The organism is Brevibacterium limosum (assembly GCF_011617705.1).
Classification (GTDB): domain Bacteria; phylum Actinomycetota; class Actinomycetes; order Actinomycetales; family Brevibacteriaceae; genus Brevibacterium; species Brevibacterium limosum.
The window spans coordinates 1,027,400-1,051,743 of sequence record NZ_CP050154.1 but is presented as its reverse complement, the minus strand read 5'-3'; the positions used below and the strand labels follow the sequence as shown (position 1 = coordinate 1,051,743).

General features: G+C 65.6%; 24 protein-coding genes. 16 read left to right on the top strand and 8 right to left on the bottom strand.

The features are described 5' to 3' along the window. Nucleotides 1-121 precede the first annotated feature (121 nt). The 4 genes from rsmI to GUY37_RS04710 all read right to left on the bottom strand — a co-directional run bounded on the left by rsmI (nt 122) and on the right by GUY37_RS04710 (nt 3,205). A complete protein-coding gene (gene rsmI / locus GUY37_RS04725) occupies nt 122-1,093 on the bottom strand; it encodes a 16S rRNA (cytidine(1402)-2'-O)-methyltransferase (RefSeq protein ID WP_228278367.1) in 972 nt (323 codons plus the stop codon). Beyond that, entirely contained in the window at nt 1,090-1,524 is a 435-nt protein-coding gene (locus tag GUY37_RS04720; RefSeq protein WP_166822834.1) for a DUF4190 domain-containing protein, read from the bottom strand. The genes rsmI and GUY37_RS04720 overlap by 4 nt, the downstream gene beginning before the upstream one ends. 142 nt (nt 1,525-1,666) lie before the next feature. After that, nucleotides 1,667-2,161, bottom strand: a complete 495-nt coding sequence (locus GUY37_RS04715; protein ID WP_208094764.1) for a DUF4190 domain-containing protein — start codon at nt 2,159-2,161, stop codon at nt 1,667-1,669. 282 nt (nt 2,162-2,443) lie between these two features. Then, the gene (locus GUY37_RS04710) at nt 2,444-3,205 is read right to left on the bottom strand and encodes a DUF4190 domain-containing protein (protein ID WP_228278366.1); all 762 of its coding nucleotides are present in this window, start codon (nt 3,203-3,205) and stop codon (nt 2,444-2,446) included. Nucleotides 3,206-3,268: 63 nt separating this feature from the next. Between GUY37_RS04710 and GUY37_RS04705 the strand changes: the two genes are divergently transcribed. From GUY37_RS04705 to GUY37_RS04670, 8 genes are all read left to right on the top strand, one after another. Beyond that, on the top strand, nt 3,269-3,454 hold the full coding sequence (locus GUY37_RS04705) for a hypothetical protein (protein WP_166822831.1): 186 nt from the start codon (nt 3,269-3,271) through the stop codon (nt 3,452-3,454). Nucleotides 3,455-3,465: 11 nt separating this feature from the next. Then, on the top strand, nt 3,466-5,520 hold the full coding sequence (locus GUY37_RS19120) for a dolichyl-phosphate-mannose--protein mannosyltransferase (protein ID WP_228278365.1): 2,055 nt from the start codon (nt 3,466-3,468) through the stop codon (nt 5,518-5,520). 326 nt (nt 5,521-5,846) lie between these two features. Next, nucleotides 5,847-7,505 (top strand): acylneuraminate cytidylyltransferase, encoded by a 1,659-nt coding sequence (locus tag GUY37_RS04695; protein ID WP_228278364.1) that lies wholly within the window; start codon nt 5,847-5,849, stop codon nt 7,503-7,505. Further along, a complete protein-coding gene (locus GUY37_RS04690) occupies nt 7,502-8,389 on the top strand; it encodes an N-acetylneuraminate synthase family protein (protein ID WP_166822828.1) in 888 nt (295 codons plus the stop codon). Before GUY37_RS04695 ends, GUY37_RS04690 begins: the two co-directional genes overlap by 4 nt. Before the next feature lie 115 nt (nt 8,390-8,504). Beyond that, entirely contained in the window at nt 8,505-9,500 is a 996-nt protein-coding gene (locus GUY37_RS04685) for a glycosyltransferase family 2 protein (RefSeq protein WP_166822825.1), read from the top strand. Continuing rightward, nucleotides 9,497-10,957, top strand: coding sequence for a polysialyltransferase family glycosyltransferase (locus GUY37_RS04680; RefSeq protein ID WP_166822822.1), 1,461 nt, complete (start codon nt 9,497-9,499; stop codon nt 10,955-10,957). Before GUY37_RS04685 ends, GUY37_RS04680 begins: the two co-directional genes overlap by 4 nt. Continuing rightward, nucleotides 10,954-11,955 (top strand): hypothetical protein, encoded by a 1,002-nt coding sequence (locus GUY37_RS04675; protein ID WP_166822819.1) that lies wholly within the window; start codon nt 10,954-10,956, stop codon nt 11,953-11,955. Before GUY37_RS04680 ends, GUY37_RS04675 begins: the two co-directional genes overlap by 4 nt. A gap of 28 nt (nt 11,956-11,983) precedes the next feature. Beyond that, the gene (locus tag GUY37_RS04670; RefSeq protein ID WP_166822816.1) at nt 11,984-13,225 is read left to right on the top strand and encodes a DUF6716 putative glycosyltransferase; all 1,242 of its coding nucleotides are present in this window, start codon (nt 11,984-11,986) and stop codon (nt 13,223-13,225) included. Between the two features lie 131 nt (nt 13,226-13,356). On the opposite strand, the gene GUY37_RS04665 is transcribed toward GUY37_RS04670, so the two are convergent. From GUY37_RS04665 to GUY37_RS04655, 3 genes are read right to left on the bottom strand one after another with little or no spacing between them, the layout of a single operon-like run. Then, a complete protein-coding gene (locus GUY37_RS04665) occupies nt 13,357-13,869 on the bottom strand; it encodes a GtrA family protein (RefSeq protein ID WP_166822813.1) in 513 nt (170 codons plus the stop codon). 13 nt (nt 13,870-13,882) lie between these two features. Further along, the gene (locus GUY37_RS04660) at nt 13,883-15,322 is read right to left on the bottom strand and encodes a hypothetical protein (protein ID WP_166822810.1); all 1,440 of its coding nucleotides are present in this window, start codon (nt 15,320-15,322) and stop codon (nt 13,883-13,885) included. Further along, nucleotides 15,319-16,395 (bottom strand): glycosyltransferase, encoded by a 1,077-nt coding sequence (locus GUY37_RS04655; protein WP_166822808.1) that lies wholly within the window; start codon nt 16,393-16,395, stop codon nt 15,319-15,321. Before GUY37_RS04655 ends, GUY37_RS04660 begins: the two co-directional genes overlap by 4 nt. A 350-nt stretch (nt 16,396-16,745) precedes the next feature. Here GUY37_RS04655 and GUY37_RS04650 point away from each other — a divergent pair, with 350 nt between their 5' ends. The 6 genes from GUY37_RS04650 to GUY37_RS04625 all read left to right on the top strand — a co-directional run bounded on the left by GUY37_RS04650 (nt 16,746) and on the right by GUY37_RS04625 (nt 21,936). Next, on the top strand, nt 16,746-17,714 hold the full coding sequence (locus GUY37_RS04650) for a methionine ABC transporter ATP-binding protein (protein ID WP_166822805.1): 969 nt from the start codon (nt 16,746-16,748) through the stop codon (nt 17,712-17,714). Further along, nucleotides 17,714-18,388: a methionine ABC transporter permease gene (locus GUY37_RS04645; protein ID WP_166822802.1), complete on the top strand. Its 675-nt coding sequence runs from the start codon at nt 17,714-17,716 to the stop codon at nt 18,386-18,388. Before GUY37_RS04650 ends, GUY37_RS04645 begins: the two co-directional genes overlap by 1 nt. 178 nt (nt 18,389-18,566) lie before the next feature. After that, nucleotides 18,567-19,403, top strand: coding sequence for a MetQ/NlpA family ABC transporter substrate-binding protein (locus tag GUY37_RS04640; protein ID WP_166822799.1), 837 nt, complete (start codon nt 18,567-18,569; stop codon nt 19,401-19,403). A 195-nt stretch (nt 19,404-19,598) separates the two neighbouring features. Continuing rightward, nucleotides 19,599-20,150: a DUF6069 family protein gene (locus GUY37_RS04635; protein ID WP_228278363.1), complete on the top strand. Its 552-nt coding sequence runs from the start codon at nt 19,599-19,601 to the stop codon at nt 20,148-20,150. 20 nt (nt 20,151-20,170) lie between these two features. Continuing rightward, complete coding sequence (locus GUY37_RS04630) at nt 20,171-21,295, top strand: sensor histidine kinase (protein WP_166822793.1); 1,125 nt, start codon at nt 20,171-20,173, stop codon at nt 21,293-21,295. Then, nucleotides 21,292-21,936 carry a response regulator transcription factor gene (locus GUY37_RS04625; RefSeq protein WP_166822790.1) on the top strand — a complete coding sequence of 215 codons (645 nt, stop codon included), beginning with the start codon at nt 21,292-21,294 and terminating at the stop codon, nt 21,934-21,936. The genes GUY37_RS04630 and GUY37_RS04625 overlap by 4 nt, the downstream gene beginning before the upstream one ends. Before the next feature lie 21 nt (nt 21,937-21,957). Here GUY37_RS04625 and GUY37_RS04620 read toward each other — a convergent pair whose 3' ends face one another. Next, entirely contained in the window at nt 21,958-22,743 is a 786-nt protein-coding gene (locus tag GUY37_RS04620) for an SDR family NAD(P)-dependent oxidoreductase (protein WP_166822787.1), read from the bottom strand. A 104-nt stretch (nt 22,744-22,847) separates the two neighbouring features. Between GUY37_RS04620 and GUY37_RS04615 the strand changes: the two genes are divergently transcribed. Together GUY37_RS04615 and GUY37_RS04610 are read left to right on the top strand one after the other, a co-directional pair. Beyond that, on the top strand, nt 22,848-23,363 hold the full coding sequence (locus tag GUY37_RS04615; RefSeq protein WP_166822784.1) for a MarR family winged helix-turn-helix transcriptional regulator: 516 nt from the start codon (nt 22,848-22,850) through the stop codon (nt 23,361-23,363). A 134-nt stretch (nt 23,364-23,497) separates the two neighbouring features. Next, a complete protein-coding gene (locus tag GUY37_RS04610; protein ID WP_166822781.1) occupies nt 23,498-24,274 on the top strand; it encodes an NAD(P)-binding domain-containing protein in 777 nt (258 codons plus the stop codon). Nucleotides 24,275-24,344 lie beyond the last annotated feature (70 nt).

Sequence of the window (24,344 nt, the reverse complement as noted above, 5' to 3'; positions counted from 1 at the left end):
ACGTGGCTGATGTGTAAGTGGATTCGTCGGCGTTCGCTCTTCCGGAACGCAAATCACCCGCTGGAGCACGGTGGTCGCCTGCGAAGGAACGTCGCCCGCCCTCCGCACTGCCCGCATCGCGTCACTCGCGGTGGAGCCAGGCCTCGTAGACGTCGCGCTTCGACAGGCCGAACTTCTTCGCCACCTGCCCTGCCGCATCCTTGGCTCTCACACCGGAGTCGACCAGCGCGCTGACCTCGCCGAGGTGGTCCTCCGGTGCCGACTCGACCTCGGTGGCCCCGGCGAGCACGAGGGTCAGTTCTCCGCGCAGTCCGCCGGCAGCCTGTGTACGCAGGGATCCCACCGTCCCGCGCAGAGTCTCCTCGTAGGTCTTCGTCAGCTCGCGGCTGATGGCCATGGGACGGTCGACTCCGATGATTTCGGCGAAGTCGTCCATCGCATCGGCGATGCGGTGCGGGCTCTCGAAGAACACCATCGTCCGCTTCTCGGCCTTGAGTTCGGTCAGCAGGGTCTTGCGCTGCCCGGACTTGCGCGGCAGGAACCCTTCGAAACTGAACCGGTCGCTGGGCAGTCCCGAGACCGCGAGCGCCATGAGCACCGCGGAGGGACCCGGAGTGGACGTGATCGGTTGTCCCGCCTCAGCGCAGGCTTTGACCACGCGGTAGCCGGGATCGGAGACGGCGGGCATCCCCGCGTCGGAGAGCAGAACAACGGTCTCACCAGCGGCGATGAGCTCGACGAGCTCGGGTGCGCGATGGCCCTCGTTGTGATCGAAGACGCTGATGACCCGCTTCGTGTGGCTCAGCTGCAACCGCTGTGCCAAGGACAGGAACCGGCGGGTGTCCTCGGCGGCGATGACATCGGCGGTTTCGATGGCCTCCCGCATCCGCGGACTCGCATCGCCGAGGTTGCCGATCGGAGTCCCGACCAGGATCAGTCGACCGCCGGTGAGGTTCGAACCCGATCCCAGCCCCGCGCGGTCGGTCTGGTCGAAGCCGTCGGGCACGGCCGCCTCGGCGAGGTTTTCGTCGTCCCCGATTCCCGGGTCAGTCTCGGCGACCGGGCCAGAGGACGCGAAGGCGTCTGAACTCAACTGGCCGAACCTGCGCCGACCATTGCCGCGCCGAAGATGAGGACGAAGATTCCGACGTAGACGACCCAGAAGAGGATCCAGAGTGCGGTGCCGATGTAGCCGACCCACAGTGCGGCGACCGCCATGCCGTCGCCGCGTTCTCCGCGTTCGCGGATCTGCTTGCGGGCGATGTGGCCCATGATGATGCCCGCGATGCCGCCGATGAAGATCGACGAGATGAAACCGAAGATCGAGGCGCACATGCCGACGATGGCCAACACGTTCGTCGGCGGAAGCTGCTGGTACATGTAGCCGGGCCCGCCGGCGTACTGAGCATTGGCCGCGTAGGCGTTGTTCTGGCTGTAGGACTGGGCACCGTATGTGCCGCCCGCGTTCGACTGGGGCTGCTGGTAATACATGTCCGGGTTGTTCCAGTTGTTCTGGCTGCTCATAGCGAAGTCTCCTTGTGGTTGCCTTCAACGGTACAGAGTCGTCGGTGGCGGCAAAAGGTTGAGCGGTTACAGGTCAACCACAGTTGCCGAGGCTGGGGCCGTGGGGCGGGTTATCGGGCCGGGCTCCCCGGATGCCGCGGCGTCAGCTGACGGTTCCTCCTCCGGCGGCGATGGCCACTCCGATCACGAGCGCGATGACGCCGAAGTAGATCAGCCAGAACACGACCCAGAAGATCACGCTCAGGTAGCCCAGCCACAGCGCGGCGACGGCCATACCGTTGCCGCGTTCACCGCGGGCCTTGATCTGCGAGCGGGCGACATGGCCGAAGATGATGCCGATGAAGCCGAGGAAGAAGACCGAGGTGACGAACGAGATGAGCGTGAGCACCAACGCCACGATCGCCGAGGTGTTCGTCGGCGCCACCTGCTGGCAGACGACGACCGGTGCCCGGTTTCCGTAGGTCACGGGAGCCTGAATCGGGGCGGGCGAGTGGACCGGTGCCGGCGAGTGGACCGCGGCCGGAGTGCGAACCGGTGCGGGCGAGTGGACCGCGACGGGAGCGTAGGCCGAACCGTTCGATCCGGTGTAGGTGTTCCCGAGGGCAGTACGCGAGTGTTCATGTCCGATCCGTTCCACTGGCTGTCGTTGATCTCTGAGTCCGGTCCGGGCCGTCCTCAACGGCTGTCCCGACGTCTGACATCAACGCTACCGACGTGCGACGAGCGCACCGGCCGAATCGTGTTGCAGTCCTGCACCACCCGTTGCAGGACACCCTCACCGAGGCGGCCGCGCCGTCCGATTCAGGACACCCTCACCGAGGCGGCCGCACCACCCGATTCAAGACACCCTCACCGAGGCGGCCGCGCCGTCCCGTAACCGCGTGACCCCGGGCAACGCCCCCAGGCCATACAGGACGGCTCAGTAGCTGCCCATCATGCTGAGGAAGCCGAGGCCGAAGACCCCGACCACGATGACGGCCACGATGAGCCCGAGCGCAATGCTGACGTAGCCGATGATCAGGCCGGCGATCGCCTGTCCGCGGCCCTCTTCGCCGGTGCGTTTGATCTGGCTGAGACCGATGTGACCGAAGATGACGGCGAGCACCGGTGCGATCCAGAGGAACATCGCGATGATGCTGAAGATGACGCCGATGAAGGGAATCATCGACAGCAGACCGCAGACGAATCCTCCGCCGATTCCGATGATGCCCATCCACATCGACCACACGGCCATTTTGTTGGGTGCGGGCCGGACGTAGATCGGCTGCGCCCCGTAGGTCATCGGCTGGCTGTACGCACCCGGCTGACTGTAAACGCCCTGCTGGCTGTACGCATCGTAGGCGCTCGGCTGACTGTAGGCGCCAGGCTGACTGTAGCCGCCGGACTGCCCGTACGAGTTCTGCTGCCCATAGGTGCCGGACTGTCCGAAGTCCCCGCCCTGCCCATACGGCTGTCCCTGCGAATACTGTCCAGCGCCAGACCCGTACTGTCCAGCGCCAGATCCATACTGCCCAGCGTTAGACCCATATTGTCCCGAGCCGGATCCGTACTGCTCGGCGCCGGAGCCGTACTGGGCCGCCTGCCCCTGCCCGTACTGCGGCTGGGATCCATAGTTGTTGTTGAACTGCTGCGAGCCGACCTGGGGAGGATCGCTCGGGCGGTAGTTGGGGTTGTTCGACACGTTGTGCACCATTTCGCTCGGACTCCGGCTGTCTCCTACTACTCTAGTGATGCGCATCGGCGAATGCCCAAGAATCTCGCTCACCGTGCCGAACCTCATGCCAGGCCGACCCAGCCGACCGTCACCGGCCCACCCGCCGGCCGTCCCGCCCGACCGTCGCCCGCCTACCCGACCGTCGCCGTCCCACCCGACCGTCGCCCCACTCTTCCCTGCGGGTCGTATGAGAGCCCCGCCCGCCGAGATCTCTAAACTGGACTTCGATGACACACACCGCAGACTCCCCGGCCCCCACCCGGCGCATCGCCCGCGAGCGCCTGGCGAGGAGACGCGAAAAGGTGCGCGCCGGTGCCGCTGCGATGCGCCGCGAGACCTTCCACGCCGGCATGTGGGCCACCCGCGCGCCATTGTGGATGTGGCCCGCCCTCCTCGTCATCACCGGAATCGGCGCTGCTCTGCGTCTCTTCCGCCTCGACTTCCCGCACCGGCTGATCTTCGACGAGACCTATTACGTCAAGGACGGCTACTCGGTCTTCAACTTCGGCTATGAGCGCTCCTGGCCCGAGAACGCCGACGACTCCTTCAACGCCGGCGACCCCAGCGTCATCGAATCCACCCCCGAATACGTCGTTCACCCGCCTCTGGGCAAATGGCTCATCGGGTGGGGCATCGACCTCTTCGGCGCCGACGACTCGTTCGGCTGGCGCTTCACCGTGGCGATCATCGGCACCCTCACGATCTTCCTCCTCGGCGTCATCGCCTGGAAGCTCTTCCGCTCGGCCTTCTTCGCCTGCGTCGCCGCCGGCCTGCTCGCCATCGACGGCGAGCACTTCGTCCACTCCCGCACGAGCCTGCTCGACATCGTGCTCATGGCCTTCGTCCTCCTCGCCTTCTTCTTCATCCTCCTCGACCGCGAGCAGGTGACGAAACGCCTGGCTGCCTGGACCCGATCGACGACGAATACGTCTTCCCCATCCACCCTCACCGGGGCGGCTCCGACCCCCAATTCGACCCCCACCGAGGCGGCACCCACTTCCCGAACCGCCCCCGCAGGCGCTGGAGCGCCTTCCCGAACCGACCCCGATGAGGTCCCCCGGACCTTCCCGGGCGGACTCAGCGAGTCGGTCTCCTCCACCCCCGTCACCGAGGCGGCTCCACCCACCGCGGGAGCCCGACGGCGGCGTCGGACCAGGTCCAGCGATGCGCTCAACTTCGGGCCCCGCCTCGGCGCGCGTCCTTGGATCTTTGCCGCCGGGATCAGTCTCGGCTTGGCAATGGGAGTGAAGTGGTCGGGTCTGTACGCGCTGGCGGTGTTCGGGATTCTGCTCGTCCTGTGGGATGTGCATTCGCGGTATCGGGCCGGAGCCGGGCATCCATGGCTGGGCATGTTCATCCGCGACAGCATCCCCTCGTTCTTCAAGCTCGTGCCGATCGCGCTCGTGACCTATGTGGCGTGCTGGTCGGGATGGATCCGGTCGGACGATGCGTGGGACCGGCAGTGGGCCGCGGAGAACTTCGGCTGGTGGCGCGCGCTGCCGGACTGGCTGGACTGGCTGCCGTCGTTGGCGCACTACCACTACACGGCGTATTCGTTCCATGTCGGGCTCGACTCGGAGCACCCGTACATGTCGAACCCGTGGGGTTGGATCGTGCAGTGGCGGCCGACGTCGTTCTACTACGAGTCCTACGACCAGGGCGACATGGGATGCATGGCCGAGAAGTGCTCCTCGGCGATCACCTCGGTGGGCAACCCTGTGATCTGGGGATTGGCGCCCCTGGCGGTGCTCGTCTGCCTCATCGTGTGGATCATCCGCCGAGACGTCCGCCCGGCCGTCATCCTCGCCGGACTCGCCGCGACCTGGCTGCCGTGGTTCGCCTACCAGGAACGGACGATCTTCACCTTCTACACCATCGTCATGGTGCCCTTCGTGGTGCTGGCCGTGACGTACGGCCTGACCCTCGTCTGGGGCCGAGTGCCCGGTGGCGGGCAAGCGTCCGTGGGCATACGGGTGTCGCCGGGCCAGGTTGAGCTCGCGCGGGCGTCCGAGACCGGGCCGCTCGAGCCGGAGGCGCTGGCCGGTTCCACGGGGCCTCTTTCGGACGCCGCGATGGCGAAGCCTGGGGCGGGCGCTCGGCGACGCTCGCTGCGGCAGCGGTTCGCGCGGATCTCGGCGGCACTGCTTGCAAGGAGGCTGTGCGTCGGCCTAGTCCTCGTCGCTGCGGTGATGGCTTTCGCCTACTTCTGGCCCATCTACACCGGCGAGGTCATCCCGTTCTCCGCCTGGAACAACCGGATGTGGAACATCACCTGGCGCTGACCAGGTTTCGCCGCTACGTGCGGGACAGCTTGGTAGTCCAGTCGCCCTCGCGTGCGCATTGCCGTCCGCGGGGCTCTCCCGCGTAGCTCTCTCGCATGGCTCTCTCGCATGGCTTTCCCTCACGTCTTGTTCCAGCCCTCATCACCTTCTGTCCCCCGGTGAGTCACTCTCTGCACAGATCATCGGGGCGCGGACCGATGATCTGGCCAAAACGTGATGACGATCGCCCACCGTCCGAACCGTCACGGGTTCGCCATCGAAGGGTCGCCTCGGAGACACGGCGTGTTCATCTGGAAGTAACACCGCGTCGTTAGCGTCGAATCATTGTGAATGACCAATCGACGACCGACGAGCCCAACGCAACCGAGCAGATGCCGGATGCGCGCACCACCGTGGCCGCAGCCCAGGCGGCAGAAAGCACCACCCCCACCTCCGCACCGACCACCTCTGCACCAACCACCACCGCTCCGACCACCACCACCGCGTCAGCCACCACTGCACCAGCCGGCAACACACCAGCCACCTCTGCGCCAGCCGGCAACGCACCGACCGGCGGCCCCGACGCCCACCGCACCGTCGCGATCATCCCGGCGCGCGGAGGGTCCAAGGGCATCCCGCTGAAGAACCTGCAGAAGGTCGCCGGCATCTCGCTGCTGGCCCGCGCCATCAACGCCGCCCAGGCCAGCCCGAGCATCGACCGTGTGATCGTCTCAACAGACCACGACGGAATCGCAGCCGAAGCCCTGCGCGCCGGCGCCGAGGTGGCCCACCGCCCCGCCGAGATCGCCGGTGACACCGCCACCAGCGAATCCGCACTCATCCACACCCTGTCGACCCTCGACGAGGACTTCGACATCACCGTGTTCATGCAGTGCACCTCCCCCTTCATCGACTCCGCCTCCATCGAGAACGCGGTCCGCACGGTCCGCGCCGACGCCGCCGATGTCGTCTTCTCCGCCGTCGAAGACCACTCCTTCCTGTGGCGCCTCGACGACGACACCCAGGCCGTGGCCGTCGGCCACGAGGCGAGTTTCCGCCCGCGCCGCCAAGACCGTGCCAAGCACTTCAACGAAACCGGTGCCTTCTACGTCATGCGCACCTCCGGGCTGCTCGAACACGAGCATCGCTTCTTCGGCCGCATCGGCATCGAGGAGGTCCCGCCCGAGCACGCCCGCGAGATCGACGACATGTCCGACCTCACCCTCGTCCGCGCCATCGCCTCGACACAGGAGACCGCGCAGGTCATCGATGTCGACGCCCTGGTCACCGACTTCGACGGCGTCCACACCGACGACGGCGCCTACGTCGACCAGGACGGCAACGAGCAGGTCCGCGTCCACCGCGGCGACGGCATGGGCATCTCCCGCCTCGTGAAGTCCGGCGTGCCCGTGATGATCCTGTCGAAGGAACGCAACCCGGTCGTGACCCGCCGCGCGGAGAAGCTGGGCGTCGACGTCGCCCAGGGCATCGACAACAAGGCGAGCATCCTCGACGCGTGGATCACCGCCAACGACCTCGATCCGGCCCGCGTCGCCTACGTCGGCAACGACATCAACGACCTCGAAGCCTTCGACGTCGTCGGCTGGCCCATCGCCGTCGCCGACGCCCACCCGCGGGTCCTCGCCGCCGCCCGCGTCGTCCTCGACCGATCCGGCGGACGGGGCGCGGTCCGTGAGGCCTGCGACCTCATCCCCATCCCCGCCGAGGCGGCCGAACCGTTCCCGAATCCGACCCTGACCTCACTGCGATCGCCCACCGGACACCCATCGACGCTGACCGCCGACCACCGGTCAGGACACCTGGCCGAACATCAGTCGGCCGCCATGTCCGGCGAACGGTCGGCGGCCATGTCCGACGAGCAGTCAGCGGCCCTGTCCGGCCGTGCGTCCGCCTTCCCCGACCAACAATCGTCCGTCCCGCGGCAGCAGCCGCAGTTCACCCACCGCGCGGAGATTTCGCGTACCAACCGAAAGCAGGTTTCATGACTGATCAACTCGCCCCCGTGGCCATCGGAGAGCACCTCGTCGGCCCGAACCAGCCCGTGTACATGATCGGTGAGATCGGCATCAACCACAACGGCGACGTCGACATCGCCAAGCAGCTCATGGATGTCGCCGTCACCGCCGGTGCACAGGCCGTGAAGTTCCAGAAGCGCAACCCCGAGGTGGCCGTCCCCGAACACCAGAAGTCGAAGATGCGCTCGACCCCATGGGGCGAGATGACCTACATCGACTACAAGTACCGCGTCGAGTTCGGCATCGACGAATACGCCGAGATCGACCGCTACGCCAAGGAAGTCGGACTTCAGTGGTTCGCGTCCCCGTGGGACACCGATTCCGTCGACTTCCTCGAGAACGAGTTCGATGCGCTGACCTATAAGGTGGCTTCGGCCTCGCTGACGGACTTCGAACTGCTGCGCGCGATCGCCGCCACCGGCAAGCCCGTCCTGTGCTCCTCGGGCATGTCCGACTGGGAGACCCTGGACAGGGCCGTCGAGATCTTCGACCGCGACAGGCTCGTGCTCATGCACGCCACCTCGACCTACCCGCTGCCGCCCGAAGAGGTCAACCTCACAGCGATCCCGGCCATGCGTGAGCGCTACGGAGTCCCCGTCGGCTACTCCGGTCACGAGCTCGGCCTCGAGATCTCCTTCGCCGCTGCCGCACTGGGCGCCGTGACAATCGAACGTCACATCACACTCGACTCCTCGATGTGGGGATCCGACCAGTCCGCATCGATGGAACCACGCGAGTTCGCCTCCCTCGTCAAGGGCGTCCGCGTCCTCGAAACCGCCTTCGGCGACGGAGTCAAGCGCGTCATGCCGGGCGAGGAATCGAAGATCGATTCCCTGCGCAAGGTCACGGCCTGAGCAATCGGCGCAGCCACCTCGGCGAAGATCTTCCACCGCCGAGGTGGCTCTTCCATCTCCGCCCCACCGACGGTCGGGCGGACCCGCCCGTGACCGCAATCTTCGGAGAGACACCGTGACCGATTTCGACCTGAGCATCATCATTCCCGCCAAAGATGGTGCCCCCTACCTGAGCACCCTGTTCCGTTCGCTGCGGCAGCAGGGCCCCGTGTGGGACCGCACTCAGCTGATCTTCGTCAACGACGGATCGAGTGATGAGACACCGGAGCTGCTGGACGAATTCAGTCAGTGGTTCCCCCATTTCGAGGTGCTCACCAACCCCGAGGCGACGGGGCTGGCCAACGCCCGCAACAAGGGGCTGGCATCCGCTCGAGGGGAACACATCATCTTCCTCGACGGGGATGATTGGCTGGCTCCGGGACACCTGTCCGCGATGCTTGCGGCCGCACACAGGCTCGGAGTCGATTTCATCCGCTGTGACCATACGACGGTCGAAGGGACGAAGCGAGTGCGCAAACTCGCACCGATGTCGGTGCGCGATGTGACGTTGGATCCCAAGGTGGGGATCCTGCCCGTCTACGAATCGACGATGGTCGACTATCCGTTCGCATGGGCCGGGATCTTTCACCGGCGGGTGCTCGAACAGGGGATCCTCCATTTCCCGGAGAACTTCATGACCGCCGAAGACCGGTCGTGGATCTGGCGTCTGCATCTGCAGGCCGAGTCGTTCGCCGTCGTCGATGCTCCGGGAATCCTCTATCGGAGGGGGCTGGCGGGTTCGCTGTCGCGCATCGTCGACATCCGGCAGCTGGACTTCATTCGGGCATTCGGGCAGATCTTCGACCTCGTGGCCGCCGAACCGGACGCCGACCGGCTGTGGCCGAAGGCGATTCGGAACTGGTTGGCCATCCTCGATCATCAGATCAATCGGTTCGCAGCGTCCCCGGCGTCGCTGCGTCATCAGCTGCGACGAGGCGCGCGAACGATCTCGGCGAAGATCCCGCCCGAATATCTGCGCGAGGAATTCGTTCTGCAGAAGCAGGGACGGCAGCTCAATGTCAGCAGCTACCTCAATGACGCACCTTCGTTCGTGCTGGAGATGATGAAGTGAAACAGATCTTTCTGGCCTCGACGCTGTTCGAGCTCGTCTGCCTGGCGGCGGGAATCGACGGCGGTGACTATGACCGGCCGGCGGCTCCGGCGCTGATGGGAACCGATGGGCTCGCACCCGAGGACGCTCCGGCTGCGACCGAGCGGATCCTCCTGGTCAGCAACAATGCCGTCGTCATGGAACTCTCCGAGTCATTCGTCGATGCGCCGGGAGCCGCCTCGTTGGTGGACCGCTTCGACCGGGTCGTCGACCTCAACGAAGCGCTCGCGCCTCTGCACGTACATCCGTCGTCGTGGCGGCCCGATCATGCGGATCTGCCGGTCGTGGAGTCGTATCTGCGTGGCCGGTGGGGGTTGGATGAGGCCGACGAGATCGAGCTCGTCATCGAATCACCCCAGGTCAACCCCGCTATTGCCCTGGGACGAGTGTTCTCGCGAGCGACGATGAGGGTGCATGCCGATGGGCTGATGAGCTTCGGTCCCACCCGCAATCAGATTCCGCTGACGAACGGGCAGCGCATGTCCGTGCTGCACTATCTGCCGCTGGTGCCGGGAATCTCTCCGAGGCTGCTCGACGAATTCGGCATCGCCCACCGTCCGTTGGGGGACAAGTCATTCACCGCCGTGGTGCGCGAGCTCGGTGAGCATTCGGCTCACGTGCTTGAGGCGGAGCTGGGAGATGTTCTGGGTGCCGCACCGTCGGGGACTCGCCCGTGGGCGCTGGTCGTCGGTCAGTATCTGTCGGCGCTCGGGCTCATCACCTCCGAGGAGGAGACGCAGCTGCACATCGACATGATCGAGGCCGCTGCTGCGCGGGGCCTGGAAGTCGTGGTGTTCAAACCGCACCCGGCCGCTCCCCCGTCGCAGACCGGACCGCTGTTCGAAGCGGCACAGCGACTCGGGATCACTCTGCAGGTGTTCGACCTGCCCGTCATGGCCGAGGTCATCATCGACCGGTTGTCTCCCGACCTCATCGTCGGCGGGTTCTCGACCGCGCTGATGACTGCACGCCAGATCTACCGGGTGCCCGCCCTGGCCGTGGGCACGGATCCGCTCCTCGAAGCCATCGCTCCCTATCAGAACAGCAACCGCATCCCGTTGACGATCATCTCCGAAGTCTGCGACGGCAGCGCTCCGGACGAGGCCGGCACGCCCCCGCAGCTGGAGCGTCTGCTCGCGGCGGTCACCTACTGCATGGCGCCGACGCTGTCGCACGATCTGCGCGACACGGCGACAGACTTCCTCACCGAGGTCTTCGACGAGCGCATCGACAGCGGCGATTCCGCCGGCGGGTTCAGCCGCTATTTCAAGCGCCGCCGCCTCACCGCGCTGGCTCTGCCGGGCAGCACGTCGAAGGCGTTTGCTCCGAAGCGGATGATCAAACGCTCGGGAACGCTCGTGATCAGAGCTGTGGCGAGAAAACAACACCGCATCATGAAACGGATCCAACACCGGTGACACCGAAGAAGAAGCGCCGCGCCGCCGTCGCTTTCGTCGAATCCCCACTGCAGTTCCTCTCCGCTCTCGAGTCCCATGAGCCGTCCGAGGATCTGCTCATCCGGGCCCGAGCGAGCGCCAAGGGCATGACGTCCTTCCTCGACGCCTTCGACCCGGCCTGGCTGCCGAAGAACGTCCGCCTCGAACGCGACGGGGCGACGCCGGGACTGCTGCGCAAAACGGCCTTCGACCGGATCTACCTCGGCGATGCCTGCTCCGGTCAGGTGCACAGAGCCCTGGCGATGGCGTATCTGGAACGTCGCATGCCCGAGGTCGTCATCCTCGACGACGGGCTGGCGACGTATTCGGCGATCGAGATCCTCACGGCCAAGCGCGGTCCCCTCGTGCGTCCCCGGCAGAAGCTCAAGGCCTCTCGCGCGGTCATGGCCGCGCACGTCGCCGACCGAATGCGGGGCCTGGCGACCGTGGGAAAGCTGCGCTGGCACACGGCTCTGCCGGTGGCGAAGCCGCTGCGCAAGGCGTTCCTCAAGTCCGGCGGCGAGATCACCCGTCACCGGTTCGAGCACCTCCAGACCCTGCCCACCGGCGGCAGCCACCCGCGGGACAATCCGGTCATCGGTTCGTCCCTGGCCGCCGACGGACTCATCGACGCCTTCGCCTACCGGGCCTGGGTCGACGACATCATCGACACCCACGGATCGATCACCTACTATCCGCACCGGCGTGAGACCGAGGAGTTCCTCTTCGACCTCGACCGTGACGAGCGGGTGCGGATCAAGCACCTCGGTCTGCCGATCGAACTGCGGCTGATCAATCTGCCGGCGAACTCGACGATCCGCAGCCTGCCGTCGACCGCGGCCGTGTCCCTGGCCGTGCTCAATCCCGACGTGACCATCGACGTCACCGAGATCCCCGCGAAGTGGTGGACCGGGGCCTCACCCGATAGTCTGCGACAGTCCCTCAACGCCCAGTCGGTCAAGGCAGATGACGATTCCTGAACCCGGAGATCCCCACTGCAGCGGACCGATGCTGCCGTCACACTCCGACGCCCCGCCTCGGCGATCGGCCGGGCCTGCTCCCGTCCGCATCCTCTCGGTCTCCGACAGCGAGTCCTACCTCAAGTGGGCGACCCAGCTGCTGTCCAGCCTGCCGGATGTCGAGGGGCGCGTGTTCCTCATCGACAATCCCATCCTGCCGACCGCCGAGCAGATCGCCAGCGCCGTCGCCGGCACCGACTGGGAACATCGCGAGGTCCCCGTCATCTCGCGGGCCGACCTCGCGCAGGTCATCGCCGACCACTCCCCCGACATCGTCCTCGGTGCCGCCACCGGTCCGATCGTCGCCCAGGTCTTCCTCACCGCACACACCCGCACCGACCGGCCCGCATTGGTCTCGGGCCTGCCCGGAATGGGCCTGCCGGCCAGCGGCAAGGGGATGAATTATCGCCGGCTGATGGATGCGTTCATCGCCCATTCCTCCGCCGAGGTGGCTGCCTACACCGAGGCGAGCGCACGGTCCCAGGTCCCGTGCGAAGTGATGTTGGCGCGCCTGCCGATGCTGCGTTCGAAGCGTATTCCGCAGCTGACGAAGTCCACCGCCGAGGCGGTCCCGCGCACCCTCGTGTTCGCTCCGCAGGCGAAGGTCCCGGCGGAGCGAGCCGACCGTGAGGCGATCATCGCGGCCCTGGCCGAATTCGCCGACCGGCACCCGGATTCGACTGCGGTCATCAAGATGCGATCGCGCCCCGGTGAGTTCGAGACTCATCACGAACAGCATTCCTACTTCGAGATCCTCGAGGACTTCCGCACCCGGAACGTCCCCGGTGCCGCACGCGTCGAGTTGGGCTACGGTCCCCTCAGCAACTTCCTCACAGACGATTCGGCCCTGGTCACCGTGTCCTCGACGGCGGCGCTCGAGTCCATCGACCGAGGTGTGCCGACCCTGCTCATCTCGGACTTCGGTTTCAATGCTGAGCTGCTCAACGAGGTCTTCGAATACTCCGGTGCCACCGGCAGTCTCGCCGAGGTCGCCGCCGGATCCATCGGATTCCCGGACCCGGAGTGGTTGGCCGAGAACTACTTCCATCTGGACGATGGGCAGCTGCGCCGCGACCTCGGGCTGTTGGCCACCCGGGCTCGGGCCGGTCAGCTGCCCAACCGTCGGGCGGCGCTGCTCAAGCAGAAGCGGATGCTGCTTCGCGCCGAGCTGCGCACCGTCACCCCCGCCCCCGTCGTCAGCGCCTATCGCAAGCTGCGCCGCACCCGCTGATCTCCGCTGCCCGCGCCCCTACGCCCCGGCACCCCGACGCCCCGACGCCCCGACGCCCCGAGAATAGGTCAACTCCGGATACTTTTCTCGCCGGAAACCGTCCGTTTGCAACCATGATTCCGCAGTAAGTCTCAGTCCCGGTCGTCGGGGACGCGGCTCGGCTCGTCCAAGGCCACGACCACCTCGGTGTCGGGTGCTTCGTCTTTGAATACCCAGGTGCGGTAGGCGTAGAAGCGGAAGACCATGGCCAGGCCGATGCCGATGACATTCGTCGAGATGTTGTAGGTGAGCTGGTCGCGCATGTCGAGCAGGTACCAGGTGACACCGAGCGGGATGACCGAGATGACCATGCCGGCGAGGTTGACGGCGACGAAGAGGACGATTCCGCGCATATTCGAGTGCGTGGTCCGGTCCCCATAGGTCCAGAGTCTGTTGCCGATCCACACGACGATCATCGCGAGGATCGTCGAGATGATCTTCGACTTGATGGGGCTGCCCTCGAGGAGGGCGGGGATCGGACCGAGCCCGTAGGCCAGCACGTTGGACAGCCCGACGTCGACGATATAGCCGAGCCCGCCGACGGTGAGGAACTTGAAGGCTTCCACCGCGAGGCGCCGGAGACGGTCCGAGATTGACTCTTTCATAACTGGCACCAGTCTATGGCTCCAGGTTTCGGACTCGCTGGATGCCGCGCTGGGCGAGCCAGAGGACGAAGGCGACGGTGACGGCCAGCGCCGGCCAGTACGTGTATCGGAAGTGATCGGCCGGAACGATCGGGAAGTATCCGAACACGTAGCACAGCGCCGAGGTCGAGAGCACCGTGATCTCCGGACAGAAGGAATGCGCAGGTCCGGTCCCGCCTCGCTTGTGCTCTCGGTACGCGAGACCGAGCAGTGCCGCGGCGACGAGGCTCCAGAACCATGGTTTGAACAGCATCGGGAATGTCGCCAGAGCGAAGTCCTCGACGTACGGACGGAAGATAAAGTCAGCTTTGGCGTTGCCGGTCTCGTAGCCGACCTTCTCGGCGTCGCCGTTCCAGTCCGCTTCCCAGTATTCGAGCTTCGAGGAGAAGAAGTAGGACGAGAACACTGCCGAGCGATACTCGATGTAGCGGACCGGGTGGGTGATCACCTCGTTCAGCCATAGGTCCTTCAGCTCGTCCTGGTACTCCAACGGGCTGAATGCGCGTCCGGTGTCCCCTCTGCCGTAGCAGTTCCAATAGGCATCCCAGATCTCGCCCTTCTCCAGGCATGTGTCGCGGGCCGAACTGATGTGGTCTTTGAGCTCGGCCGGCGCGTCCGCGGCCCGGAGTTCCGCATCGGGAACGGAGAACATGACATCGTCGAGGAAGATCTGGGAGATCTGACCGTTGTGCGCGACCTCGACGCGCGACTCGATGACCGACTCGGTGGCAGCGCTGCCGAACCCGACGACGCCGATGACGAGCACGGACAGTCCCGCCAAGCCCCACCTCGGCGCTCGATCCATGACCGTGCGCAGCCCGCCGCGCAACGGTCCGCGCAGGCAGAACGCCCCGTAGACGGCGATGGGAATGAGCGCGAACACGGCGTTCTTGCGCAGGCCGACCGCGTAGACGAGCAGGAGGATCGCAGGAAGCCACAGCAGCCATGCCCTCGGCACCAGCCGGGTGATGACCAGCAGTGCCACGGCCAGCATCAGTGCCGCCGCCATCTGGGTGTCTTTCCACAGCGTCGTCAGCTGTGAAACCGCCCAGGGGGTCGCCATGCTGACGGGGCCCAACAGTGAGATCCACCGCGGTGCACCGCTGCGATTGATGATCACGCCGATGAGGAGTGCGGCGGCGGCGATCAGGACCACCTGGAGGACGAACAGGCTGCCCGGTCGGCCGGTGAGGTCGATGAGCAGTCTCCAGACGATGCTCATCACGGGAGGGTGCCAGTCCGTGAACGGGGCCTGCCCGATCGCCTGTTGGTACTGATTGCCGATGTCGACATTGATCCGACCGGGGAGGAACAGCCGGATGAAGACGAACGACCAGACGACGGTGACGAGAGCGAGCAGAAGATCCCACACCAGAGGGGACCTCAACCACCCGAGGACGGTCGAACGACTCATGAAGCGAGCGTGGTCCTCACTCGGGTTCGAGTCCGATAGTCGGTGTTCGCCGGCTCCGACAGCAATGAGTCGATGCCGGAGGCGGCCGCACCCTCGCCGGCCTTCCGCGCGGAGTCGCCCCAGGAAGTCTCCGCTGCCGAATCGCAGACGGCGGGCAGACCGAGATAGGCCAGCCGTGAGGTCTCACGCCTGGCCCGGCGCAGACCGTCCAAGGTCAGACCGACGCTGCCGAGCAGGAACGCCAGCCCCATGAGCCCGGTGGCGAGGATCGCCGTCGGGAACCGGGGCACGAGCCCGGTCTGACAGAACTCCCACACCACCGGCAGACCGAAGATCAGCGACAGTACGGCGAGCACAGCGGTGAGCGTGCCGTAGAACAATCGGGGCCGTTCGTGCCGGACGAGGGCGGAGATCAGCCCGAGGATGCGGAACCCGTCTTTGAAGGTCGAGAGCTTCGACTCGCTTCCGTCGGGTCGGTCACGGAAGTCCACGGCCACCTCGGCGGTGGGAAGGCGCAGGGACATCGTGTGCACGGTCAGCTCGGTTTCGATCTCGAAGCGGCGGCTGATCGCGGGGAATGATTTGACGAAGCGGCGGGAGAACACGCGGCAGCCGGACAGCATGTCGGTCACCTGCGAGCCGAAGAGCCACCCGGTCAGCCGGTTGAACATCTTGTTGCCGACTTCGTGGCCGGGACGATACGACGTCGTCTCCTGATTGTCCTGACGGATCCCGAGCACGTGGTCGTACGGGCCGGAGATCAGGGTGTCGATCATCTCGGGCAGGTTAGCCGCCTCGTAGGTGTCGTCGCCGTCGATCATCACGTAGATGTCGGCGTCGATATCGGCGAAGGCCCGCCGGACGACGTTGCCCTTGCCGGGAATGTTCTCCCTGCGCACGATGGCACCGGCTTCGGCAGCGCGCTGCGAGGTGCGGTCGTGTGAGCAGTTGTCGTAGACGTAGACCGTGATCCCCGGAACAGCGGCCTTGAGGTCGCCGACGACCTTGGCGACGGTGATCTCCTCGTTGTGGCAGGGAACGATCGCCGCGATCCTGCTCGGTTCTTCGTACATTCACCGGTCCCGTCGTGGAGCTCGTCCGCCTGCCGGTACACCGGGCAAGCGAACCTGTCGATCAACCACAGGTACGCCCCGGATATGGACATCGGGTTACGTCGGAGGAAAATGCTGCTGGATTCTGCCCCGACTTCGACCGCCGTTCACCGTCTCGTCATCTCTGCCGCAGTGAGTTCTTCGTCACGGTGGGCCGCCAATGCGTCCTTTTATGACATCTGCCTGTGAGGAGAATGCGATTCCTTGTCATCCTGAATCGTCGGCCCTACTGGACCGTAGACCGACCCATCCCCATTCTTCTGCCGTCCACCACCGTGCGCGGCATTCGTCAACCACACGAGGAGGCGCCTGTGATCGAACTGCGCGCACTGCGGAAGGTGTTCGGAGAGACCGTCGCCCTGGAGGAGATCGACCTCTCGGTCCCTGCCGGTGAGATCCACGGCATCGTCGGCCGCTCCGGGGCCGGCAAGTCCACGCTCATCCGCTGCCTGACCGGACTCGAGAGCCCCACCTCCGGCACCGTGTCGATAGCCGGCGTCGACCTCACGAACCAGTCCGGTTCCGGTCTGCGTGAGGCCCGCCGCAGCATCGGCATGGTCTTCCAGCACGTCAATCTCCTCGACTCGAGCACGGCGCTGAAGAACGTCGCCCACCCGCTCAGGATCGCCGGAGTGCCGAAGGCCGAACGCCTGGCCAAGGCCCGGGAGCTCCTCGAATTCGTCGGCCTCGGCGACCGCGTCGACAGCTATCCCGCTCAGCTCTCGGGCGGGCAGAAGCAGCGCGTCGGCATCGCCCGGGCCCTTGCCGCCGAACCGAAGGTGCTGCTGTGCGACGAGCCCACCTCGGCGCTGGATTCGACGACGACGGACCAGATCCTCGGTCTCATCCGCTCCCTGCGCGACCGTCTGGGCATCACCGTCCTCATCATCACCCACGAGATGTCCGTCATCCGCGAGATCTGCGACTCCGTGACGCTGCTCGCCGACGGCCGCGTGGCCAGGACCGGGAAACTCGCCGAGGTCATCGCCGAGCCCGGATCGGTGTTGGCCAAGGATCTCGTCCCCCTGCCCCCGGTCAGCATCGACGACGGGGCGAGCCGCCTCGTCGAGGTGTCCCTGGCGGGCACCGATCTGCCCACGGTGCTCACCGCCGCGCGGAACGCCGGCGCGAGCGCCGAGGCGATCCTCGCGGGAGCCGTGGAGACGATCGAGGGCCGCCAGGTCGGCCGACTGCGCTTCTCCGTGGACTCGGCCGAACGGGCGAAGGGGCTCATCACCGCCCTGAAAGCCGATGGAATCTACGCGGAGGAGGCCGCCTGATGAACGATCCCACCTGGTTCGACAATCCGGCGATCACCGATCAGATGTGGCCGGCCACCATCGAGACCCTGCTCATGACGGCTTGGTCGACCGGACTCGCCGTGCTCTTCGGACTGCCTTTGGGCATCTGGCTGTTCACCGCGTCGAAGGGCGGGCTGAACTCGAACCCGGTCGTCTACCGGGTGCTGTCCTTCATCGTCGACGTCACTCGCTCGATCCCCTTCATCATCCTCATCATCGCCCTCATCCCCTTCGCCCGCTTCGTCGTCGGCTCGGCGCTGGGCTGGCAGGCGACCGTGGTCTCATTGACGATCGGGGCGATCCCCTTCTACGCCCGACTGGTCGAGAACTCCCTGCGCGAGGTCTCCGAAGGCAAGATCGAAGCCGCACTGATGATGGGCGCCTCGAACGGCCAGGTCACCCGTCAGGTCTACGTGCCCGAAGCGCTGCCCGGTCTCATCGGTGCCGCCACCGTCACCTCGGTGACCCTGGTCTCCTACACGGCGATGGCCGGAGCAGTGGGCGGCGGCGGCCTCGGCGCGCTGGCGATCTCCTACGGCTACAACCGGTATCAGGCGGACACGATGATCGCCTGCATCATCGTCCTCGTCCTCATCGTCACGATCATCCAGTTCATCGGCGACCGGCTGGCCCGCGCGGTCGACCACCGCTGAACCGCCTCGGCGAGGGCGATCACGTCCAGCCCAGCGGCGCCGCCGTCGCGACGGCGGATCTCTGAGTTAAGTGGGGACAGATTGTCCGAATCGGCGACGAATCCGGCTATCTGAACCCACTTGACGGCCACCACTGCCCACCCCTTTGCACAGCACACAACACACATCGAGGAGAACCATGAAGACCAAGCTCATTGCGATCGCGGCCGGCGCGATTCTGCTGCTCTCGGGCTGCGGGCTCGTCGGCGGCGGCACGGATTCCGTCGGCGAGAAGGACGGCGACGTCACGAAGCTCACTGTAGGCGCGACCCCGGTGCCGCAGGGCGACATCCTGCGCTACGTGGATGAGAACCTCGCCGAGGATGCCGGCCTCGACATCGAGGTCACCGAGTACACGGACTACACGCTGCCGAACAAGGCGCTCAACGACGGCGACATCGACGCAAACTACTTCCAGCACAAGCCGTACCTCGACTCCGAGATCGAGGGCCAGGGCTACGAGATCACCGGCTTCGAGCCGATCAACCTCGAACCCTTCGCACTGTTCTCGAAGAACATCAAGGACGTGAAGGACCTGCCCAAGGGCGCGAAGATCGGCATCAACAACGACCCCGCCAACCAGGGCCGTGCGCTGAAGATGCTCGAAGAGGCAAAGGTCATCACCCTCAAGGACGGAGTGGACGCGGTCGACGCGAAGCTCTCCGACGTCGAGGACAACCCGAAGAACGTGAAGTTCGTCGAGGCCGACGCCGCGCAGCTGGCTCGCACCCTCGAAGACGTCGACGCTTCGGTGATCAACGGCAACAACGCTCTGGAGGCCGGACTGAGCCCGGCCAAGGACGGCATCCTGCTGGAGAAGGCCGAAGACAACCCGTACGGCAACTTCCTCGCCGTGCGCACGGAGAACAAGGACGACGAGAACATCAAGAAGCTCGACGAGCTGCTCCACTCCCCCGAGGTGAAGAAGTTCATCGAGAAGAAGTGGGCCGACGGCTCCGTCCTCCCCAGCTTCTGACCCCAATTACTACCCGACGGCGGCTCAGCAACCTCGCGCGAGGTTGCTGAGCCGCCGTCGGGTTGTTTGGGGAGGGGGTTCGAGGACATTTGTCACTTCGCAGTCGGGATCGTGCTCCCTACAGCGCCACCTCCGGACTCAGTAGCGTCGACGGTGTCAGAGAGCAACGACACTTCAAGCGAGGAGGCGGCCGTGATGAACCGTCGCAACAAACAGGACGCAGCACAGGAATCAGCACCAGAGCCCGCAGCTGCATCCGCTCGGGCCACAGCCCAGCAACCGCCACCAGGGCGGCACTCGGCTCCCCTTCACAACACTGCGGCCCGCGTTGCCGCTGTGACTCTTACCGCGGTCTTTGCGGCACTGGCGGTGTGGGTGATCGCCGTTCCGGTTGCGGGCGTCGCGCTGGTTGCCGGCGGTTTGACAGTCTCTCCTGCGGCTGTCGCGCTCGTGTCCCTGGGCAGCGGGTGTGCAGCCGGCCTGTCCTACAGCATCATGAGGCGCTTCCGCGGCGGAGCGGTCATGTGGACCATCACCGCCTGCGTCGTCCTCGACCTGTCGATGGCCGGTCCGCTGCTGTCAGGAGCCACGGGCGCAGCCTTGGTCGCACTGGAGCTGATGCATCTGGTCGTCGGTGTCACGATGGTCCTCGGCATGCGGCGCGTCGTCCCGAGCAGCCCGGGCAGCGTCTTCGACCACGGCGCCGCGGCCTCGGATTCAGATCCGTCGACGGCGCTGTCCGAGTAATGTACGAACCGGAGGCGACAATGACGAAGCAATCCATTTCGACCGACTGCGACGACGAAGTCACACGGTGGGTCGCCCGAACACGCGGGCCGGGGTTCGCGATGATCTGGCTGCCGGTCCTCATGCTGTCCCCGATTCTGACAGCTGTTCTCGACGGCAAGGCCGTGACGCTGGCGATCCATCTGGCGATCGCGGCCCTCTATGTCGTCACGATCCTCGTCGCCCACCGCGGCCTGCCGCAGCGTGTGGGAGAACTCTGCGCGATCGGGCTCATGGCGCTCGTCGTCATCCAGTTCATCGTGTCTCCCGGAGGCCAAGGCTTCCTCTATCCGCTGCTCGCCATCGCGGCCGCGACAGCGATCCGCCTCCGCGCGGCACTCGGGATCGTGATGGGCCTGGCCGTCAGCGGTTCCTTCGCTGAAGGGTTCGCGACGATGTCGCTCAGCAGCGCTCTGCAGTTCGGCTTCGCCACCGTCATGGCCGGCGCCAGCACCTATCTGATCCGCTGTCTCACGGGTACGATCGACGACCTGCGCGCCACTCGCCGCCGCTTGGCCGGGCTCGCGGTGGTCGAGGAACGCCAGCGGTTCTCGAGAGACCTTCATGACCTCCTCGGTCATACCCTCTCGGTGATCGTGGTCAAGGCCGAGGCCATTCGTCGCTTCGCCGAGAGTGATTCCGCTGTCGCCATCAAGCATGCACAGGAGATCGAAGACATCGGACGCACGGCCCTGGCCGATGTCAGACAGGCGGTCGCCGGGTACCGGCAGATGCGTTTCGCCGACGAGCTGTCCCACGCGATCGAGACCCTTGAGGACGCCGGGGTCGAGGTCGAGACGACTCCGTTGCCGCGTCTCGATGGTCCCACCGACATGCTCTTCGCCTGGGCTGTCCGAGAAGCGGCGACGAATATTCTCCGCCACGCCCACGCGTCCCGATGCACGATGAGAGTCACCGTCGACGAGGCGGCCGCAGCACTCGAGATCTCCGACGACGGGCTCGGGATGGGCACGAATCCGGTGGGCTCGGGTCTGATCGGGGTGCGAGAGAGGGCAGAACGTCTGGGCGGTCACGTGCATACCCGATCGGGTCCGCGTGGTTTCACCCTCACCATTCATGCACCGAGTGCAGGAGACCCGGAATGATCAGGATCGCCGTCGTCGAGGACCAGACTCTCATGCGTTCGGCCCTTATCAGCCTGCTCGACCTCGAAGACGACATCACGGTCGTCGGTGAGGCAGGACGCGGTGACGAAGTCTCCGAATTGGTCCACAGACTCAAGCCGGATGTGGTTCTCCTCGACATCGAGCTGCCGGGGATGAATGGGCTCGAGGCGCTCGAAGAGCTGAGGCCCTCTCACGACCGTGAGCCTACGAAGCCGACTGAGGGTACGGGTGCTGAGATGCCCGCGGTCATCATCGTCACGACCTTCGGTCGAGCGGGCTATCTGAGGCGCGCGATGGACGCCGGGGCGAAAGGCTTCCTCGTCAAAGACGATCCCGTCGAGACTCTCGCCGAGTCGATCCGGCGAGTCGCTCAGGGAGAGATGGTCATCGACCCGCTGTTGGCGGCCCAGGCACTGAGTTCAGGGGAGAATCCGCTCACGGAACGAGAGAGCCAGGTACTCCTTGCGACTGATGGCGGTGTCCCTATAGTCGACGCGGCCGAGGCTCTGCATCTGTCTCCGAGCACCGTCCGCAACTACCTGTCGAGCGCGATCGGCAAGCTCGGGGCCCGCAATCGCGCCGAAGCGCTGAGAAACGCCCGCAGCGAAGGCTGGATTTGAGACCGACCGCTTCTGCCTCCCTCACACCACGGTCGGCAGCACTCCTCCGTCTGCGCGCAGGGCTGCGCCGTTCGTCGCCGCAGACAGCGGACTGGCCAGAAAAGCGACGAGGTTGGCGATCTCGCTGGGTTCGATGAAACGCTGCAACAGTGAGGATTCGCGGACGAGTGAGTCCCGCAGATCGGCGGCGGACATCGATTGTGCGGCGGCGATCTGCTCGACGGTGGCGGCGACTCCGTCCGAATATGTCGGTCCGCCGAGCACGGTATTCACGGTCACCTCGGTTCCGCGGGTAAGTTTTGCCAGGCCGTTGCTCAACGCCAGTGCCGCGGCCTTCGTCGCGCCGTAGTGGATCATGTCCCCGGGCACGTCGACGGCCGATTCGGTGCCGATGAAGATGATGCGGCCCCACCCGTTCTCGAGCATCTGCGGGAGCAGACGCCGTGACAGGCGAACGGCACTCATCAGGTTGATCTCGAAGTAACGCGTCCACTCCGCGTCGTCGATCTCGGTGAACGTCGCCACGTCGAAGAGGCCGACATTGTTGATGAGCACGTCCACATCGCCGAGGCGGTCGAGCAGTTCGTCGACCTTCCCGGCGTCGGCGAAGTCCGCTGCGATTCCCCTCACCGAGGCGGTCGGATCGTCGTCGCGCAGACGCGCGACCGCCGCGTGGACGCCGTCCTTGTTGCGGCCGTTGAGAATGACCGTCGCCCCTTCGTGCGCGCACAGGGAGGCGATCGCGAAGCCGATTCCTTGTGTCGAGCCCGGGATGAAGACGGTTCTGCCCGCCAATTGAAGATCCATGTGCTTCCTGCCTTGTCGTGTCTCATTCAGATTTTACTTGCCCAAGAAAGTCAACACTAGAGCGAATGGGTTTCTCAGGCAAGTAATCAGCTAGACTGCACTGCATGGACAGAGCCGACACTCGTGCCGCAGACCGAAACCGTTCAGACTCTGATCCGTCCGCTTTCACTGCGGACGAGCTCGAGACGTGGTCCTCGATCGCGACCTTGCTGGAGTGGCTTCCGGCCGCACTCGATGCGCAGATGCAACGCGATTCGCAGATCAGCCATTTCGAGTACGGGATTCTCTTCGCACTCTCTCGAGCGCAAGAAGAGACCTTGGCGATGAAGGAACTCGCCGGCTTTGCGAACAGCACCCTATCCCGTCTCTCACGGGCGGTCGCCCGGCTCGAAGCCAAGGATTGGGTGACCCGATGCCCGGACCCCGATGACGGTCGCACGACGATCGCGAGTCTGACAGAAGCCGGTCGCACAGCCATGCGGGCGGCCACCCCCGGACACGTTGACCTCGTGCGACGTGTGGTCTTCGGCTCCTTGACCCCGGCCCAGGCTCGTGCGCTCGGCAAAGCCAGTCGGCGCATCACCTCGGCGATCAGGGAAGAGGGCAGCTGGCACCCTTAGCACACAGACGCTCGGTCCGGAACTCAGACCTCAGCTCTGACCGTACGAACCGATGACACAAAATCGATGAAACAATGCGATGAGAAGAATACACCCTGCCGCCGTCTCAGAGTGAGTCTCTCAAGGAGGAGAACATGACACGCATCGGTTTCATCGGAGTCGGAGAGATCGCCTCGGCGATGGTGGAGGGTCTTGCCGATTGCGAGGCGAAGTCTGACCTCCAGTTCTTCCTCTCTCCGCGCAATGCCGAGCGCGCACAGCACCTCGCCGAGTCCATCGAGTCCGCCACTATCTGCGAGAGCAATCAGGACGTCGTCGACAGCAGCGACCTCGTCGTCCTCGCGGTGCTGCCGCAACAGACCGAGGCAGTCCTGGGCGATCTCGATATTCCGGCCGAGACGACCCTGGTCAGCGCTGTCGCCGGCGTTGCCACGGAGCACCTCGCCGCACACCTGCCGCACTCGCCCACGATCGTGCGGATCATCCCTCTGCCCGCGGTCCGCGAGCGCAAGGGAGTCACCGCCATGTACCCGGCCAATGACGCGGTCGAGGAGCTGCAGGGCCGCCTCGGCGGGTCGGTGACCGCGGCGGACGAGACGATGTTCTCCACACTTTCGGCAGTGACGGCGACGATGTCGGCGCACTTCGCGTTCTTGCAGACGATCACCACATGGCTCGTCGACCGCGGCTGGGACCAGGCCGACGCCGATCATTTCATCCGCGGCCAGTTCGTCGGCCTCGGCACCACTCTCGCCGAGACGACCGAGCCCATCAACGACCTCGTCGCCGCCCATGAGACGCCGGGAGGACTCAACGAGATGCTCAACCAGGAGTGGATGAACGAGGCCAACCGCACCGCCCTCGCCTCAGCCCTCGACGCCGTATTCGCCCGCGTCACGAAGTCCGACTAGGCCTCGGAACTACCTGACGGCGGCCCAGCAACCTCGCGCGAGGTTGCTGGGCCGCCGTCAGGTAGTAATT

What these genes read in the sequence shown, in the direction of transcription:
- GUY37_RS04720 (WP_166822834.1), bottom strand. Translation starts at nt 1,524, where the DNA reads ATGAGCAGCCAGAACAACTGGAACAACCCGGACATGTATTACCAGCAG.
- GUY37_RS04705 (WP_166822831.1), top strand. Translation starts at nt 3,269, where the DNA reads ATGCCCAAGAATCTCGCTCACCGTGCCGAACCTCATGCCAGGCCGACC.
- GUY37_RS19120 (WP_228278365.1), top strand. Translation starts at nt 3,466, where the DNA reads ATGACACACACCGCAGACTCCCCGGCCCCCACCCGGCGCATCGCCCGC.
- GUY37_RS04690 (WP_166822828.1), top strand. Translation starts at nt 7,502, where the DNA reads ATGACTGATCAACTCGCCCCCGTGGCCATCGGAGAGCACCTCGTCGGC.
- GUY37_RS04670 (WP_166822816.1), top strand. Translation starts at nt 11,984, where the DNA reads ATGCTGCCGTCACACTCCGACGCCCCGCCTCGGCGATCGGCCGGGCCT.
- GUY37_RS04665 (WP_166822813.1), bottom strand. Translation starts at nt 13,869, where the DNA reads ATGAAAGAGTCAATCTCGGACCGTCTCCGGCGCCTCGCGGTGGAAGCC.
- GUY37_RS04660 (WP_166822810.1), bottom strand. Translation starts at nt 15,322, where the DNA reads ATGAGTCGTTCGACCGTCCTCGGGTGGTTGAGGTCCCCTCTGGTGTGG.
- GUY37_RS04655 (WP_166822808.1), bottom strand. Translation starts at nt 16,395, where the DNA reads ATGTACGAAGAACCGAGCAGGATCGCGGCGATCGTTCCCTGCCACAAC.
- GUY37_RS04645 (WP_166822802.1), top strand. Translation starts at nt 17,714, where the DNA reads ATGAACGATCCCACCTGGTTCGACAATCCGGCGATCACCGATCAGATG.
- GUY37_RS04640 (WP_166822799.1), top strand. Translation starts at nt 18,567, where the DNA reads ATGAAGACCAAGCTCATTGCGATCGCGGCCGGCGCGATTCTGCTGCTC.
- GUY37_RS04635 (WP_228278363.1), top strand. Translation starts at nt 19,599, where the DNA reads ATGAACCGTCGCAACAAACAGGACGCAGCACAGGAATCAGCACCAGAG.
- GUY37_RS04630 (WP_166822793.1), top strand. Translation starts at nt 20,171, where the DNA reads ATGACGAAGCAATCCATTTCGACCGACTGCGACGACGAAGTCACACGG.
- GUY37_RS04625 (WP_166822790.1), top strand. Translation starts at nt 21,292, where the DNA reads ATGATCAGGATCGCCGTCGTCGAGGACCAGACTCTCATGCGTTCGGCC.
- GUY37_RS04620 (WP_166822787.1), bottom strand. Translation starts at nt 22,743, where the DNA reads ATGGATCTTCAATTGGCGGGCAGAACCGTCTTCATCCCGGGCTCGACA.
- GUY37_RS04615 (WP_166822784.1), top strand. Translation starts at nt 22,848, where the DNA reads ATGGACAGAGCCGACACTCGTGCCGCAGACCGAAACCGTTCAGACTCT.
- GUY37_RS04610 (WP_166822781.1), top strand. Translation starts at nt 23,498, where the DNA reads ATGACACGCATCGGTTTCATCGGAGTCGGAGAGATCGCCTCGGCGATG.